The sequence below is a fragment of the Alteripontixanthobacter muriae genome (assembly GCF_013336795.1).
GTDB lineage: Bacteria > Pseudomonadota > Alphaproteobacteria > Sphingomonadales > Sphingomonadaceae > Pseudopontixanthobacter > Pseudopontixanthobacter muriae.
In genome coordinates, this window is sequence record NZ_JAAFZT010000035.1 from 236413 (window position 1) to 250875 (window position 14463).

The 14463-nt window shown below is 62.8% G+C and carries 11 protein-coding genes and 2 pseudogenes; 4 read left to right on the forward strand and 9 right to left on the reverse strand.

Annotated elements, in window-relative coordinates; genetic code table 11:
- From G7A66_RS11115 to G7A66_RS11130, 4 genes and pseudogenes are all read left to right on the forward strand, one after another.
- Positions 1–511 (forward strand): annotated as a pseudogene (locus G7A66_RS11115) (hypothetical protein); the annotation flags it as partial.
- Positions 512–603: 92 nt separating this feature from the next.
- A pseudogene (locus tag G7A66_RS14655) lies at positions 604–2765 on the forward strand (TonB-dependent receptor).
- Positions 2766–2778: 13 nt separating this feature from the next.
- The gene (locus tag G7A66_RS11125) at positions 2779–4464 is read left to right on the forward strand and encodes an alkaline phosphatase D family protein (RefSeq protein ID WP_232366818.1); all 1686 of its coding nucleotides are present in this window, start codon (positions 2779–2781) and stop codon (positions 4462–4464) included.
- 36 nt (positions 4465–4500) lie between these two features.
- Positions 4501–5547, forward strand: a complete 1047-nt coding sequence (locus tag G7A66_RS11130) for a glycerophosphodiester phosphodiesterase (protein WP_174295727.1) — start codon at positions 4501–4503, stop codon at positions 5545–5547.
- On the opposite strand, the gene G7A66_RS11135 is transcribed toward G7A66_RS11130, so the two are convergent.
- From G7A66_RS11135 to G7A66_RS11175, 9 genes are all read right to left on the reverse strand, one after another.
- The gene (locus tag G7A66_RS11135) at positions 5522–5791 is read right to left on the reverse strand and encodes a DUF2061 domain-containing protein (RefSeq protein ID WP_174295728.1); all 270 of its coding nucleotides are present in this window, start codon (positions 5789–5791) and stop codon (positions 5522–5524) included. The two genes, G7A66_RS11130 and G7A66_RS11135, sit on opposite strands and share 26 nt — an antisense overlap.
- Before the next feature lie 123 nt (positions 5792–5914).
- Complete coding sequence (locus G7A66_RS11140) at positions 5915–6535, reverse strand: HD domain-containing protein (RefSeq protein WP_232366819.1); 621 nt, start codon at positions 6533–6535, stop codon at positions 5915–5917.
- Positions 6532–7506, reverse strand: coding sequence for a helix-turn-helix transcriptional regulator (locus G7A66_RS11145; protein ID WP_174296015.1), 975 nt, complete (start codon positions 7504–7506; stop codon positions 6532–6534). The genes G7A66_RS11140 and G7A66_RS11145 overlap by 4 nt, the downstream gene beginning before the upstream one ends.
- A gap of 159 nt (positions 7507–7665) precedes the next feature.
- The gene (locus tag G7A66_RS11150; protein WP_174295729.1) at positions 7666–8748 is read right to left on the reverse strand and encodes a CgeB family protein; all 1083 of its coding nucleotides are present in this window, start codon (positions 8746–8748) and stop codon (positions 7666–7668) included.
- Entirely contained in the window at positions 8745–9848 is a 1104-nt protein-coding gene (locus G7A66_RS11155; protein ID WP_174295730.1) for a CgeB family protein, read from the reverse strand. Before G7A66_RS11155 ends, G7A66_RS11150 begins: the two co-directional genes overlap by 4 nt.
- Complete coding sequence (locus G7A66_RS11160; protein WP_174295731.1) at positions 9845–10957, reverse strand: CgeB family protein; 1113 nt, start codon at positions 10955–10957, stop codon at positions 9845–9847. The genes G7A66_RS11155 and G7A66_RS11160 overlap by 4 nt, the downstream gene beginning before the upstream one ends.
- Positions 10954–12054 carry a glycosyltransferase family 4 protein gene (locus tag G7A66_RS11165; protein WP_174295732.1) on the reverse strand — a complete coding sequence of 367 codons (1101 nt, stop codon included), beginning with the start codon at positions 12052–12054 and terminating at the stop codon, positions 10954–10956. Before G7A66_RS11165 ends, G7A66_RS11160 begins: the two co-directional genes overlap by 4 nt.
- The gene (locus G7A66_RS11170; protein WP_206675174.1) at positions 12051–13133 is read right to left on the reverse strand and encodes an NAD-dependent epimerase/dehydratase family protein; all 1083 of its coding nucleotides are present in this window, start codon (positions 13131–13133) and stop codon (positions 12051–12053) included. The genes G7A66_RS11165 and G7A66_RS11170 overlap by 4 nt, the downstream gene beginning before the upstream one ends.
- On the reverse strand, positions 13130–14245 hold the full coding sequence (locus G7A66_RS11175; RefSeq protein WP_174295734.1) for an SDR family NAD(P)-dependent oxidoreductase: 1116 nt from the start codon (positions 14243–14245) through the stop codon (positions 13130–13132). Before G7A66_RS11175 ends, G7A66_RS11170 begins: the two co-directional genes overlap by 4 nt.
- Positions 14246–14463 lie beyond the last annotated feature (218 nt).

The following is a 14463-nucleotide window of genomic DNA, read 5'->3' on the forward strand; positions in this document are numbered from 1 at the left end:
GCCGGAGAGCCCTGACGCGCTGATACGAGAACTGCGCGCGTCGGACCAGGGGCCGGACGTGAAGGCGATACTCGACCGCTTCTTCATGCGTCTTATGGGCAAGCCGCATCGCGACGAACCGCGCATCATGGAATTGAACCGGCTGCTGCTCGATGAGGATGTGCAGACAGTGAGGGGACTGGGCGAAGCACTGGGCATGCCGCCGCACCAATTGCGACGCCTGTCGCTCCGCCGCTTCGGATTTCCGCCCAAGTTGCTGCTGACGCGCACACGTTTCCTGCGGTCGCTCATGGCATTGAAGGCGCGGGGTGCGGAAAGCTACGATGCCATAGACGAATATTACACCGACGCTTCGCATTTCCTTCGCGATTCCGAACGTTTCCTGGGGATGACCGCCCGCAGGTTTCTCAGGTTGGACATGCCGTTCCTCGATGCCGTCCTGCGCGCCCGACAGATGGTCCTCGACACAGCGACCCCGGCGCTCGGCCCGGCCGTCTACCGGAAGCGCTAAATCCGGCCGTTCACGGTTCTGTCTTCAAATCGTCGCGCAGCTTTCACTCTCCTTCGCCACAGGCCCGGTCAGACAAAACAGACGGGGCCAATATGAACACGAATTCGATCCTGAAGCTTGCCATCATCACCGCAGCTTCGACCCTTCCCTATCAAGCCGCGCAGGCGCAATCCGCCGTGCAGCCGGGGGATACCGACCTCGACAGCACGCTGCTGGACAATGAGATCATCGTTACCGCGCAGAAGATCGAACAGCGCGCCGTGGACGTGCCGATCACGATTTCCGCCATCGATGGGGAGCAGATCCAGCGGCTGGGCGTGAGCGATCTCGACGAATTGTCCAACTATGTCGCCGGCCTCAACATCCAGGAGCAGAGCGCCAACAATCCCGGCATCGTCATCCGCGGCATCACTTCGGATTCCGGATCCGCCCAGCAGGGGCCACGCGTCACGCTGTATTACAAAGGCGTCGACATCTCCCGCTCGCGCGGATCCTATCAGGCGATCTACGATCTTGATCGCGTGGAAGTGATCAAGGGACCGCAGGCGACGCTGTTCGGCACGGCCTCGGCAGTGGGGGCGATCAGCCTCGTCTCGGCACGCTCCAGACCCGGTTTCGCTGCCGAACTGACCGGCGGCTACGGTAATTTCGACCAGACGCTGCTGTCGGGTTATATCAACGCTGGTTCTGATGTGCTGGCCGGGCGCGTGGCTTTCGAATGGCGCAAGCGTGATGGATATATCGAAAACCTCGCGGGATCGCAGGAAGAAGATCTTTATGCGCAGGACCAGTTCGGCGTGCGCGCGTCGCTGCGTTTCGCGCCGACGGACAGGCTGCTGGTCGATTTGATCGGTACTTTCGACCGCCAGCGGAACAGCGGCACGCCTTTCATCTCCGGCACGTTCCCGACCGAAGCGGGGCCTGCAAATCCATTCGGTCCCGCGAATCTCGGCGGCTCGCCTTATTCGGAAGAAGCGCTCGGCGACGATCAGCTTGGCCTGAACCGCGAGGTGTGTGGCGGGCCGCTTTCGGCTGGAACTACTTCAAGGAAGAGGGGCGGCAGAGCGTACCTTTCTCCACCGAGGAAGGCACCTTCCTACAGTGCCTGACCACAGTGGCGACACCCAGGCCGCTGATTCCCGGCATCCCCTGCGTTGCACCCGATGGCAGCGTGCCGGCAAGTCAGGTCACCGGCTTCCTCACCCAAGGTGCGATTACCGCCATTCCCTATCGCTCGGAATTCGAAAATCAGGGCCGTAACGATTCCTATTCGGTCTTCGCGGATGCCACCTGGATCCCGACGGACATGCTGGAACTGACGGCAGGCGCGCGCTTGCTGATCGAACAGCGGGAATCCGGTTATTTCGCGGAGATTCCAGCCTCGGTGCTCAGCGGCGGTCCCTCGCTCATTCCGGGTCAGGTCAGCACTTTCGGTGAAACCTACACGGCTGAGCGCGACTACACGGCAATTCTGCCGCGCTTCAACGCGCTCTATCGCCTCACGCCCGATCTCAACGTGTTCGCGACGGTCTCGAAGGGTCGCCGTTCGCCGGTGGTGCAACTCAGCGCGCGACGGCTGGCTGACGGCACGTCGGCACCCAATCTGCAGCTGGTGCCCGAAGAGACCGTCTGGAACTACGAAGCGGGCCTGAAGCTCGGCACGCCGTTCATATCTGGTTCGCTCGGTGTCTATTACCAGAAGTATGACGGCTTCCAGGTAAGCGTGCTGCAGGACGACGGCACTTCCCGCACCGAAAGCGCGGGCACCGCGAGCAATCTGGGCGTCGAAGCGGAAGTGAACGTGCGGCCGAACGACTGGCTGCACCTGTTCGGCACAGTCGGCTACATCAACGGCGGCATTGACGAGGGCAACGACTTTGCGCCGCAATTCTCCGGCGCCCGCTTCCGCCTGCAACCCGAATGGCAGGCCGCTGCAGGGTTCACCATCGATGCTCCGATTAGCCCCGGCGTGCGGTTGTTCGCAACGCCTTCGGTGACCTATCGCAGCCGCATCTTCTTCGAGGTGCCCAACGATCCGCTGATTTCGCAGGAAGCCGTGACGCTGCTGAACGCCCGGGCAGGGGTCAGCTTCGCCGACGATCGGTTCGAAGTCGCCGGGTTCATCCGCAATGCCACGGACGAGGATTATCTGCTGGACGCGGGCAATACCGGCGGAGCGTTCGGCATCCCCACTTTCATTCCCGCAGAGCCGCGTTTTTACGGTATTCAACTGACCGCCCGGGTCGGCGGCTGAGGAGGAACTGGCGATGCACGATATGAAAATGAACCGGCGCGGCGCAATGGGCCTGTTCGGGGCATCGAGCGCTGTGGTCCTGCCCGGCTGCACCACGGCTGCCACGATGGGTGCCGATTACTCCGGGCCAGTAAGCTTTGGGCATGGCGTCGCCAGCGGCGACCCGGCTGCCGATGGAGCCGTGATCTGGACTCGCATCAGTACGGGTGAGGGTGCCACAGGAGATATTCCCGTCCGCTGGCATGTTGCCGCTGCTCCGGGCGCGCAGCCGACACGCAGCGGTACGGCAATGGCCAGCGCAGCTGCCGACCGGACGGTGAAGGTCGAGGTCACCGGCCTCGAACCGGGGCGCGATTACTGGTATCGCTTCGAAGGACCGGACGGCAGCATCTCTCCCGAAGGCCGCTTCCGCACATTGCCTGTCGGCGCGGTGCAGAATGTCGTGTTCGCCGTAGCGTCCTGTCAGCTTTATCCGGGCGGATATTACAACGCCTATGCACACATGGCACGGCAGGAGCGCCTCGATGCCGTGCTGATGCTCGGCGATTACATCTATGAATATGGCGAGGAGGGCTATGGCAGCGACATCGGGCGCCGGCTCGGCCGCTTGCCCGACCCGCCGCATGAGACGGTGACCTTGGCCGATTACCGCCGCCGCCATGCGCAGGTGAAATCCGACCCCGACATGCAGGCTGCCCATGCCCGCGCCGCCTTCATCTGCGTCTGGGACGATCATGAAGTCACCAATGACGGCTGGATAGGCGGGGCGGAAAATCACCAACCCGCGACCGAGGGTGACTGGGCGACCCGCAAGGCAACCGCGATGCAGGCCTATTTCGAATGGATGCCGATCCGCACACCCGACCCGCGACGGCCTGCCGAGGCGATCTTCCGCAGCTTCGAATTCGGCGACCTCGCAACGCTGGCCATGCTGGAAACGCGCCTGCTCGCCCGAACGGAGCAGCTGGAGTTCGCAGGCGAGGTCGGCGATGCCGATGCCTATGCGCAGTTCGTCTCGGCCATTGCGCAGGAGGATCGCGAGTTGATCGGCCCGCAGCAGCGCGATTGGCTGCAAGGCGTGCTGTCGGCTTCGGTTAACGAAGGCAAGCCCTGGCAGGTGATCGGCAATCAGGTAGTCATGGCGCAGGTTTCCGGACCCGATCTGGAAGGCGGCATGGGGCCGCAGCCTTACGCCGCCTTCCTCGCCAAACTGCCGTCGGAGTGGAACGGCCGCGTCATGGCTGCTCAGGCCGGTTATCGTGCTGGCGTGCCCTTCAATCTCGACGCGTGGGATGGTTATCCGGCGGCCCGCCGCCGGCTGTACGACACTTTCCGGGCCAGCGGCGCCAAACCCATTGTGCTGGCGGGCGACAGTCACGCAGGGTGGGCCAACAATCTGCGTGACGAATCCGGCGACCTCGTTGCGCTGGAAGCTGGTTGTACGGCTGTCACCAGTCCGTCCTATGGGGCCCTTCTGCCGGGCATCGGGCGTTATATCGAACAGGCCAACAGCGAAGTCGCCTACTGCAATCAGGACCGCAAGGGCTATACGCTGCTGACGCTCTCGCCTCAAAGCGCGCGGGCGGATTTCGTCACCGTCAGCACCGTGATCGACCGGCAATTCGAGGCGGACACAGACCGGAGCTTCGTCACTGCCGCCGGGCAGGCGTTCGGCCCCTGGAGAACGGTTGGCGCGTGATTGCCCGATGATCCTTTCCGCACATAAGGGCGCACGATGAAGTCTGGAATCGCTCTCTTCACCGCCGTGCTAGCTGGCTTTGCTGCGCCTCTTGTGGCCGCTCCCGGTAGCGCGCCTCTGGTCATCGCACATCGCGGTGATTCGGCAAATTTGCCCGAGCACACGCTGGCCGCCTATGCGCTTGCCATTGCCAAAGGCGCGGACTTCATAGAACCCGATCTCGTCCCGACCCGTGACGGGCACCTCGTCGCGCGGCACGAAAACGAGATCGGCGGCACCACCAATGTCGCCGACCATGCCGAATTTGCAGACCGGCGGACCAGCAAGATCATCGACGGTCAGAGGGTGGAGGGCTGGTTCACTGAAGATTTTACCCTTGCCGAACTGAAGCGCCTCCGGACGCGTGAGCGCCTGCCCGAATTGCGGCCGGGGAACAGCCTTTTCGACGGCGAGGAGCCGATACCGACGCTGGAAGAGATCCTCGCTTTGGTAGAGCAAGCGGGACGGCCGGTCGGCCTTTATATTGAGACCAAGCACCCGAGCTATTTCCGCTCCATCGGATTGCCTGTCGAAGAACGGTTGCTGCAGATTCTTGCGAGCGCCGGACTGGATGATGAGGATGCCCCTGTCTTTCTGCAGAGCTTCGAAGTGGGCAATCTGCAGCGGCTGCGTCCGCAGACCGATCTGCGACTCGTGCAATTGGCAAGCGCCGAGGGCGGCCCGGCGGACCGCACCGATCTACGTTACGCCGATATGCTGACGCCGGACGGCTTGGCCGAAGTGGCCACCTATGCAGATGGCGTGGGAGTCGAAAAGAACCTTGTCATCCCGCGCGATGCCGAAGGGCGGCTGCTTGCACCGACGACATTGGTCGATGATGCGCATCATGCCGGTCTGGTAATCCATGCATGGACCTTCCGCCCCGAAAATGCCTTTCTTCCGGCCGATTACCGAAGCGAAGGCTTTCCCGGCGCTCGCGGGCGTGCCTGCGAGGAAATCCGCACCTTTCTGGTCACCGGGCTGGACGGCGTGTTTTCAGATTCGGTGGAGGATGCTGTCAGCGCTCGGGCAAACCGCTGCTGAGATTGTAATCCGCTCGGTTGGTGGCGTGACGGTGCAGCAGAAGATCGAGAATGCGAGGGTTCTCGCCCGATTGGCGATTCCAGATCTTTTCGTGAAAGAAGAACACGACCGCATTCACGCTCGGTTCGATCAGCGCGATGCCTCCGGCCATCGCAATCGATCCCGTCACGGCATAGGCCACGGTGAAACCCACCAGCAGGTGGAGAACGAGAAACGATAGCGTCTTGGACAGGTCGCGGGACATGGAAGCTCGATAGCCAGAGTTTGTTAGCGGTTCTAACAATCAATAGTTCGATCAGTCATCGGTTCCCTCGATTAAAGGCCGGCTTTGCCTTTTCGGCAAGCCACCATGAAATCCGGTGCTCTCCTATCTGGAAAGCTTTTCCATCTCGGCGACCAGCCGCGACAGACGCCTGCTGCTGGCGCCGGGTAGCTGCCGGGTGAATTCATCTGCCAAAGCGCGGTAGTACCAGAGGCTTCCCTCGCGCCCACCGGTGAAGCGCTCCCAGACCGCTTCGCCATAAACCTGCAAATCCGCGACGATGGCGCCTGCGTTGTGGGTCTTGTCGGCCAGGCTTACCTGCAGGGATTCCACCGGCTTTGCAGCGAGGCTGGCGAGATAATCTTCCTTCCGCTCGCGCCACGGCGGTTTCGGTTCCGTTTCGGCATCGGTGCAGTGGGCGACGATACGTGCAACGCGGGGTCCATAGATCCGCTCGATCTCGGCGAGCCTCTCGGCCCCGCCTTGATCCTCCACCGCATCGTGCAGCAATGCAGCGATCGCCTGATCCTCGTCCGCACCGTTCTCCAGCGCAATCGCGCAGACACCCAGAAGGTGCGAGACATAGGGCACCTGCGAACCCTTGCGGGTCTGCAGGCGGTGTATGCGGCTCGCATAGGCGAGCGCATGGTCGAATCGGTCGGTCAGGATCGAGGACGGGTTTTCCATGTCCCAGCCCTGATCCGGCGGAGCGACAGAACCGGTCATTGCAGCGTCCCCTTTGCGGCTTCGATCCTCTGGCGCATGGTCTCGCGCAATTCGTGAGGCGATCCGATCCGGACTTCTCCGCCCCAGGTGAACAGATGCTCCGCAATTTCGCGCAGGCCTCCTGACCGAAAGCGGACGATCAACTGGCCATCGTCGCCGTCCTCCATCACTTGCTCCGGATGAAAGCGCCATTGCCGTGCGCGTTGGGCGGCGCTTGCGTCCACCCGCAGGACGATATCCTGCGCATCCTCGCGCCAGATGCCGAAACTGCCGGCCATCCAGCTGTCCAGATCCCAGTCTGCATCGACGCAGCCCGGTTCGTTGCTCGCACGAATCTCGCTCATGCGGTCGAGGCGGTAAGGCACGGGTTCCATGTCCTTGCCGGGCAGCTTGCCGATCACGTAGGTTACAGGCCCGTGGATCAGGCCCACGGGGATCACGCGGCGCCAGTTCGTCGCATTCGCGCCGTCGCGGCGGTATTCGAATTCGAGACACTGGCCAGCCATGATCGCGCCCTGAACATGCGCCAATGCATCATTGTCGATGTCCAGCAGGGGACCGGCAGGCACATAGCGGCGCTGCAGGGCAGCCAGGGGTTCAAGATCGGGTGCGAGGCGGTTCTTTTCGACCGTGTCGAGAGACCCCTTGATCTTCGCCAGCAGGTTTTCGAGCATGGGCGCCTGTGCCGAACCTGACCGCCGTGCAGCCTCGGCTGCAGCCTGAAGCGCAGCGATCTCACCCGCATTGGGCCGCGTGTAATGGCGCCGGAGGGATTCGCGGATGCGGAACTTCTTGCGGCGGTCGTCCCCCTGCACCTCATCGAGATCGAAGTGATCGCGGATGACATCCCTCAGCCGCTCGGCCGTGCGGCGATCGGCGTCGACTGCCGCGGCCATTTCGTCCAGTGTCAGCCCCTCGACAGTGTCGTTAAGTGCATTGACCAGCCGTAGCAGGCGGTCGAGTTTTGCCATCCTGGCCAATTGATTGCTCCCCAAGTACAGTCGGCCCGACCGGTACTGTCATGATGTTGAAGCAATTCTGATCCGATTGACAGTCTTCTTGTTCAATTGGGTTCATATCGGACGGATCTGCCGCGCTATTCCTCGAAATACCGGGCGCATATCTTCATCTCATGCAATTGCGCTGCTGGATTGCCTCGGTTCCGACGCTTCGTTCAGGCTGCCGAAATCGGCTTCAAGCTGTTCGGCGCGGCGGCGGGCGCTGTGATGCGCCAGAACGGTTCGCCGGGCAGCATCGCCGAGATCGCTTGCCGAAGCGGAAAGAGCAGCCACTACATCTTCGGTCCCCTCGGCAAGGACGATCTCGGCGCCCGGCTCGAAGATCTCCTCGATGCCCTGCCAGCAATCCGAGATGATGGGGGTGCCGCAAGCGCCTGCCTCGAACAGCCTGACCGATGGCGACCAGCCTGCCGCGATCATGTCCGCGCGCGTGACGTTCAGTGTAAAGCGGGAAGCGGCGTAAAATTGGGCATGTTCGGCGGGCGGGAGGTGATCGATACGCTCCACGTTTGATGGCCAGTCGATGTCGCCCGGATATTGCGGGCCGGCAACCACGAAGCGGCGGTCCGGGCATTGCCGCGCCGGCTCCAGCAGCAGCTTGTCCAGCGTGGGCTGGCGATCGGGGCTGTAGGTGCCGAGATAGGAGAGATCCCAACGCTGCTCCACGTCGAGCGGGCGATACTGCTCCGTGTCAACCGAGCAATAGAGCGGCCGGGCGCTCGGCGATCCATATTGATGCTCGAGCCGGGTCAGCGTCGGCCCGCCGGTGAAGGAAAAGTAGATCGCGTAGCCGGGGATGATTTCGGGCGAGAGGTATTCGTAATCGCCGCGCTCCAGCTTGGCCAGGGTGACCGGCGTATCGATATCATAGAAGCAGGTGCGGCCGGGCGCCGCCTGCTGCGCCCAGCGGCCGACCTCCACCCCTTCCGGCACATAGGAGCCCACGATCACGGCATCGGCCTCGCTCGCCTCGTCCCGCCATTGCTCCAGATCGGCAAGGCTGTCGTAATAGGCAAGATGGCAGAAATCGGGATCGGGCAGATCGCGATTTTCGGCATACCAGCGCTGGTCGCGTTCCAGGAACAGGATATCGTGGCCCCGTTCGGCGAAGGCGGACAGTAGCGCGCGAAAGGTCGTGGCATGACCATTGCCCCAGCTGGAGGACAGGCTGAGGCCGAGAACGACGAGCTTCATCGTGCGACGCTCCCTGCTGCCCGTTCACTTTGCGCCAGGGTGCGGTCCAGCACCTCGTCCACTTCGGCGGCACGCAGTTCATAGGTGTGGTCCTTGCGAACACGCTTCAGCGCAGCCTGGCCGATCGCCTCCGCGCGTTCCCTGGTCAGCGAGGCGAGGTGGTCGGCAACATCCTGTCCGTCACGCGCGACAAGAACCTCCTCGTCCGGTTCGAGGAACTGCTCTATGCCTTCCCAGTAATCGGTGATCAGGCAAGCGCCGGCGCCCGCTGCCTCAAACACTCGCGTGGCCGGGGAGAAGCCGACTTCCGCCATGGAATCGCGGGCGACATTCAGTACCGCAAGCGGCGTGCAGTTGAAGGCATTGTGCGATGCCGTGCCGACATGTCCGATGGGCGTCACATTCTTCGGCATGGGCTTGTCGTGCCAACCATTCCCGCCAATCAGGAACTTGGCGTCCGGCAGCAGCGATGCAGCTTTCAGAAAGAACTCCTCCACCCGCGCCTCCCGGTCGGGCAGCCGGTTGGCGAGGAAGCCGAGGTCGCAGTTGAAAGCCGGATCGGCGGGAACCGGGTGATGGGTGCTGGTGTCCAGCGCGTTATATATGGGCACGCATTCGCGGGCGCCGAAATCACGATAGGCATTCACCACCGGGGGGCCGCCGCCATAGGTAAAGACCAGGTCCAGCTGCGGCAGGGCGTGGCGAACGGGGTGATCTTCGTCGCTGCGCATCTCGTCCAGCGTGGCGGCGGCATCGACATCCCAATAGGCGGTCAGCGCATCGGGCCGCGCCTCGCGCAAGATGCCTTGCAGCAATTCGCGGTCGAACACGCCGACGCCATTGGCTTTCACGACCAGATCGGCGTGCCGCGCTTCACGCAAGACTTCGTGCAACGCCTCTTCAGTCGCCGGATAGACGACCGACCGTGCCCACTCCGGCGGGTCAATATCGCGGTGCTGCTGCCGGTCGAAGGCGTCCGGCTCGTAGAAGGTGACGTCATGCCCCCGGTCGGCGAGAGCGCGCAGGATACCGCGGTAATAGGTGGCGGCTCCGTTCCAGTAGGAGGAGAGCAGGCTGGACCCGTAAAATGCGATCTTCAATTGTCGTGTCCCGTTTCGATTTGGCAGTTGAGCTGCGCCAGAATGTGCAGCAATTCGTCGACACGGTGCGCGCAGCTGTGCCGGGCGCGAATCGTTTCCAGACCGTGTGCGGCCAGCGAGTCCCTCAAGGCCGGATCGGCCGCAAGATCCTTCAGGTGCCGCTCCATCTCGGCGCCGTCTCGAGCGACGAGGAAGTCCGTTCCCGGGCGGAAAAGATTTTCGCTGTCGTCCCACGGCGCGGAAACGAGCGGGATGCCGCAAGCCAGCGCTTCGAAGACGCGGATGGTCGGGATCCCCGGCAGGATCGTGGAATAGAAGCGGCGCGGCACATGCACGGTTGCCAGATGCCTGGCGAAGATCTCCGGCGCCTGCGCATTCGGCACCCAGCCGCGATAGTCCGCGCCATAGCTTCGCAGCATGTGCCGCGCGGTGTCGGGGTAACGGACACCGAAGATGTCGAGCGGAAGACCGGCAGCCTTTGCCGGAGCGAACAGGAATTTCTCCAGTTCCTCCGTCCGTTCGTTATCACCCCAGTTACCTATCCAGACGAGGCCTTCCCGCTTCGTATCCTGCACAGGCGGATGGAAGCGCGTGAGGTCCGCGGCTTCGTGCCAGGTCCAGACGCGATCTCCCCAGCCGCGCTGGCGATAGACCTCGCTCAGCGTTTCGCCGAAGGCGAGCACGCCATCGAAGCCGGACAGGTCGAATTCGTCCAGCTCCTCGGGCGCGCTGACCGCACGGTGATGGGTATCGTGAAACAGGAGCGTGAAGGGCGCACCGCGCTTGCGCAATGCGCCGATGCGGGCGATCAGCTCCGGCTCGTTCCATTCATGCACGATGACGAGGTCCGCGCCGCCTGCCAAGGCGCCCGGGTCGGCGTCCGGCGCGTAAGTGGTGGAGGTCAGGCGAGGGTATTTCTCGCGATAGGGAGCAAGCCCAGCTTCGCCATGATCCTTGAGCAGGTTTTCAAGGCTCCAGGCATTGGCCGGCTCAAAGGCCTGGACCTCATGACCTCGCGCGATCAGCTCGTCCAGAACGCCGCGCAGAAAATGCGCGTTCCCATGGTTCCAGCAGGATTTCAGCGAATGCGTAAAATAGACGATCTTCATGCCGCTTGCCGTAACCCGCCGAGCTTCACATAAATCGCCTCGGTTTCACGCACCATGCGCTCAACCGTGAAACGTCCTGCGCGCTGTTGCGCCAGCTGCCCGAGTTTGGCGCGGGCATCCTCATCGGCCAGAAGCAGGGTGACAGCCTCTGCAAACTGTCCGGGATCACACGGATCGACGAAGATCGCCGCGCCTTCCCAAAGCTCCCTGAACGTGGCGATATCGGACAGCACGAGCGGACAACCCGCCTGCGCCGCTTCCAGCACCGACAGGCCAAAAGGTTCGAATGCCGCGGCCGAAACATAGACCGGTCTTGACGCAAGCTCCGCAGCCAATTCTTCGCCCGCAAGTTGCCCGAGAAGTTGCAGGTGCGAGGGCGTGAACTCCTCACCATGGGGGCCCCGAGCCGCTCCGGCCGCGTAAAACGGCACGTCGATCAACCCGGCAACCTTGTCCATTATGGCCGCGCCTTTCACATCGTCCCACAACCGGCCTGCAGTCAGCACATGGTGCGCCAGTCTCTCGCTTCTCGCAACCAACCCTGCCGGGCTTCGGCCATTATGTACGACTTGCGGCGTGTTCTTGAGTCCATAGATCTGCCTCAGGAGCAATGCGTAACTGTGCGATGGCGCGGCGGCGACATCGGCGGCTTGCAGGCCGCGTCCGACCAGATGGCGGTGCCAGTGGTATTCGGGAGCGAGCGGTTCATCCCGCGCTGCCTGCCACCACGTCGCGAGGCAGCCATGCGCCACGGCCAGGGTGGGCTTTGAGAAACCCGCCGCGCCAAGCAATGCAGGTGAATTGCAATGCACGATATCGGCGCGTTCGTCGGCTGCCAGAGCAGCGATCCGCTCTGCCGATTCCCGCACAGGCCGGGAATCCTGCGCCAGCCAGTCGAGAGCGAGTCCGGTATCGATGATCCTGACATCTGTCTCGCGGAGGCACTCGATCTGATCGGCCGAGGGCGCAGGTCCGAGCGTGGCGAGCAGGACATCGTGGCCCGAGCCCACCAGCGCACCGGCGAGGTCCGCGGCATACTGCCAGACGCCGCCGACCGCATCGGCGGTCATCAATATACGCAGGTTCCGTGCGGTCACAATGTCGCCACTTGGCGTGCAGCGTCGACCCTTTCACCTTGAGTAAGGTTGCGGTTCTCCATCAGCCAGTGAGCGAGGTCTCGTACGCCTTGCTGCCAGGGCTTGCGCGGCGCGAGCCCGAGCGCCCGATCGGCGGCAGACGTGTCGGCAACGAACCAGCGCTGGTCGCCCGGACGAGATGCGGCAAATTCGATTTTGGGCATGTGGCCAGTGATCGTGCCGATCTCTTCCAGCAGCGAAAGCAGGCTGATCGCATTGTCCGGCCCGCCACCCCAGTTGAAGGCGCGGCCCGAGATCGCATCGATATTGTCGAAGACAGCGAGATAGGCATCGCAGGTATCGGCCACGTCGCAGACATCGCGCACCTGCTCGCCATCGCCGAACAATGTGATCGTCTCGCCATTCAATGCACGGATGAGGAAGTGTGCCACCCACCCCTGATCTTCGGTGCCGAGCTGCCGCTGCCCATAAATGCAGCTCATGCGGAGGACGGCGGCCTTCACGCCGTAGCTGCGCGCGTAGTCGAGCACATATTGATCGGCGGCACCCTTGGAGCAGCCATAGGGTGTATGGAAGTCGAGAGGCTGGCTTTCCGACACGCCGTTGCGGGCCAGTTCCGCCGATGCGGGACGGCATCCCCGATCCGTCGTCTGGAATGTCACGTCTTCCAGATCGCCATAGACCTTGTTGGTGGAGGCGAAGATCACCGGCGCCTGCGGTGTCAACTCGCGCACGGCCTCGAGCAGGCGAAAGGTGCTGGCGACGTTCACTTCGAAGTCGAGCACCGGGTCCGTCATGCTGGTCGTCACGGCGACCTGCGCAGCGAAATGAAAGATCCCGTCGCTGCCGCGAATGGCAGAACGCAGGCGCTGTTCGTCGCGAAGATCGGCAATCTCGATCTCTATCAGGTCGCCGTGGCGCTGCGTGAGCCATTCCAGATTCTGTTCGACGCCTGCGCGCGACAAGGCATCGAAAATGCGCACCTTGCGCCCCTGGCTGGCCAGCCTGTCCGCCAGATTCGAGCCGATGAAGCCGGCACCGCCGGTGACCAGAACGGGCTTTTCCGAAACCGCCTTCATGCCACCAACCCGTGCGCTTCCAATTCGCTGCGTGCCTTGCCGACGCGGTCGTCGGCTTCTTGGCGCGACACCCATTCGGCAAGGTCGGCAAGACCTTCCTGAAAATCTTCCTTCGCTTCGAAGCCGAGTACCTCGCGGGTAAGCCGCGGGTCGCAATAGCAGTGGCGAATGTCGCCGGTGCGCGCCTTGCCCACGATTTCGGGCTCGATATCCTCGCGCCCCATCGCGCGGGCGAGTTCGGTCGCTACATCATTGACGGAGCGATGCTGGCCCGAACCGATGTTGAACGTGCCCCCGGCGGCATCCGGATGAACTAGTCCTTCTGCAAAGGCGCGGGCGACATCGCGCACCTGCACGAAATCGCGGCGCTGCTTGCCGTCTTCGAATATCATCGGTGCCTGCCCGTTCAAAAGACGCGAGGCGAAGATCGCCAGCACGCCGGTATAGGGGTTGGAGAGCGCCTGTCCCGGCCCATAGACGTTGAACAATCGCAGGCAGACGCCTTCCATGCCATAGGGCGCTGCCATGATATGCGTCGTGCGTTCCTGCACGTATTTGTTGAGCGCATAGATCGAGGACAGGTTCGGCTGCTTCCACTCGGGCGTGGGCAGTGGGGTCAGGGGCCGTCCCTCGGCGTCCTTCGGCTCCCAGTTCGCCTGACCGTCGCGCAGGGTGCTGCGCTGCGCATCCTGCATGATCTCGCCATCGGCGGTCTGGTACAGGCCTTCGCCATAAATGCTCATGGACGAAGCCGTGACCACGCGCCGTACCGGCTGCTGGATCAGCTTCTCGAACAAGACTGCCGTGCCGACATCGTTGGTGGAGGTGTAGCGCTCCACTTCATACATCGACTGGCCGACGCCGACCTCTGCCGCCAGGTGGATCACGCTGTCGATGCCGTTCAGGGCAGAAGATACAGCATCGCCATCACGGATGTCGGCTTCCACCAACTCAACCTCGGATGAAAGATCCTCCGGCCGGCCCCCGTCGCCGTGGACCTGCTCGATCAGGCTGTCGAGCACACGTACCTTGTTGCCCCGTTCGAGTAACTCCCTGCAGACCGATCTGCCGATGAATCCTGCGCCACCGGTGACGAGCACGTGTTCGGTCATTCATATCCCCCTTTGCCAGTTCGCCCTGGCGATTCAGCGCCAGCCTGACGGCCCTGGTCATTGTAAACTTTTGATAAGGCTGTAGATCAGCCCCGCCGGACTGTAGCCTCAGCCCGGTGGCAGTTTCAATGCATGAACATCATCTAAGTTCCACCCCTGATGCTCTCCTGGTGCTCCTATGCGACGGATATGGAACGATGTTTGCCCCCAAGCTTTGT

Bases quoted from the DNA above. Each gene is read 5' to 3' on its own strand.
- G7A66_RS11125 (WP_232366818.1), top strand. From the start codon at position 2,779: ATGCACGATATGAAAATGAACCGGCGCGGCGCAATGGGCCTGTTCGGG.
- G7A66_RS11130 (WP_174295727.1), top strand. From the start codon at position 4,501: ATGAAGTCTGGAATCGCTCTCTTCACCGCCGTGCTAGCTGGCTTTGCT.
- G7A66_RS11135 (WP_174295728.1), bottom strand. From the start codon at position 5,791: ATGTCCCGCGACCTGTCCAAGACGCTATCGTTTCTCGTTCTCCACCTG.
- G7A66_RS11140 (WP_232366819.1), bottom strand. From the start codon at position 6,535: ATGACCGGTTCTGTCGCTCCGCCGGATCAGGGCTGGGACATGGAAAAC.
- G7A66_RS11145 (WP_174296015.1), bottom strand. From the start codon at position 7,506: ATGGCAAAACTCGACCGCCTGCTACGGCTGGTCAATGCACTTAACGAC.
- G7A66_RS11150 (WP_174295729.1), bottom strand. From the start codon at position 8,748: ATGAAGCTCGTCGTTCTCGGCCTCAGCCTGTCCTCCAGCTGGGGCAAT.
- G7A66_RS11160 (WP_174295731.1), bottom strand. From the start codon at position 10,957: ATGAAGATCGTCTATTTTACGCATTCGCTGAAATCCTGCTGGAACCAT.
- G7A66_RS11170 (WP_206675174.1), bottom strand. From the start codon at position 13,133: ATGAAGGCGGTTTCGGAAAAGCCCGTTCTGGTCACCGGCGGTGCCGGC.
- G7A66_RS11175 (WP_174295734.1), bottom strand. From the start codon at position 14,245: ATGACCGAACACGTGCTCGTCACCGGTGGCGCAGGATTCATCGGCAGA.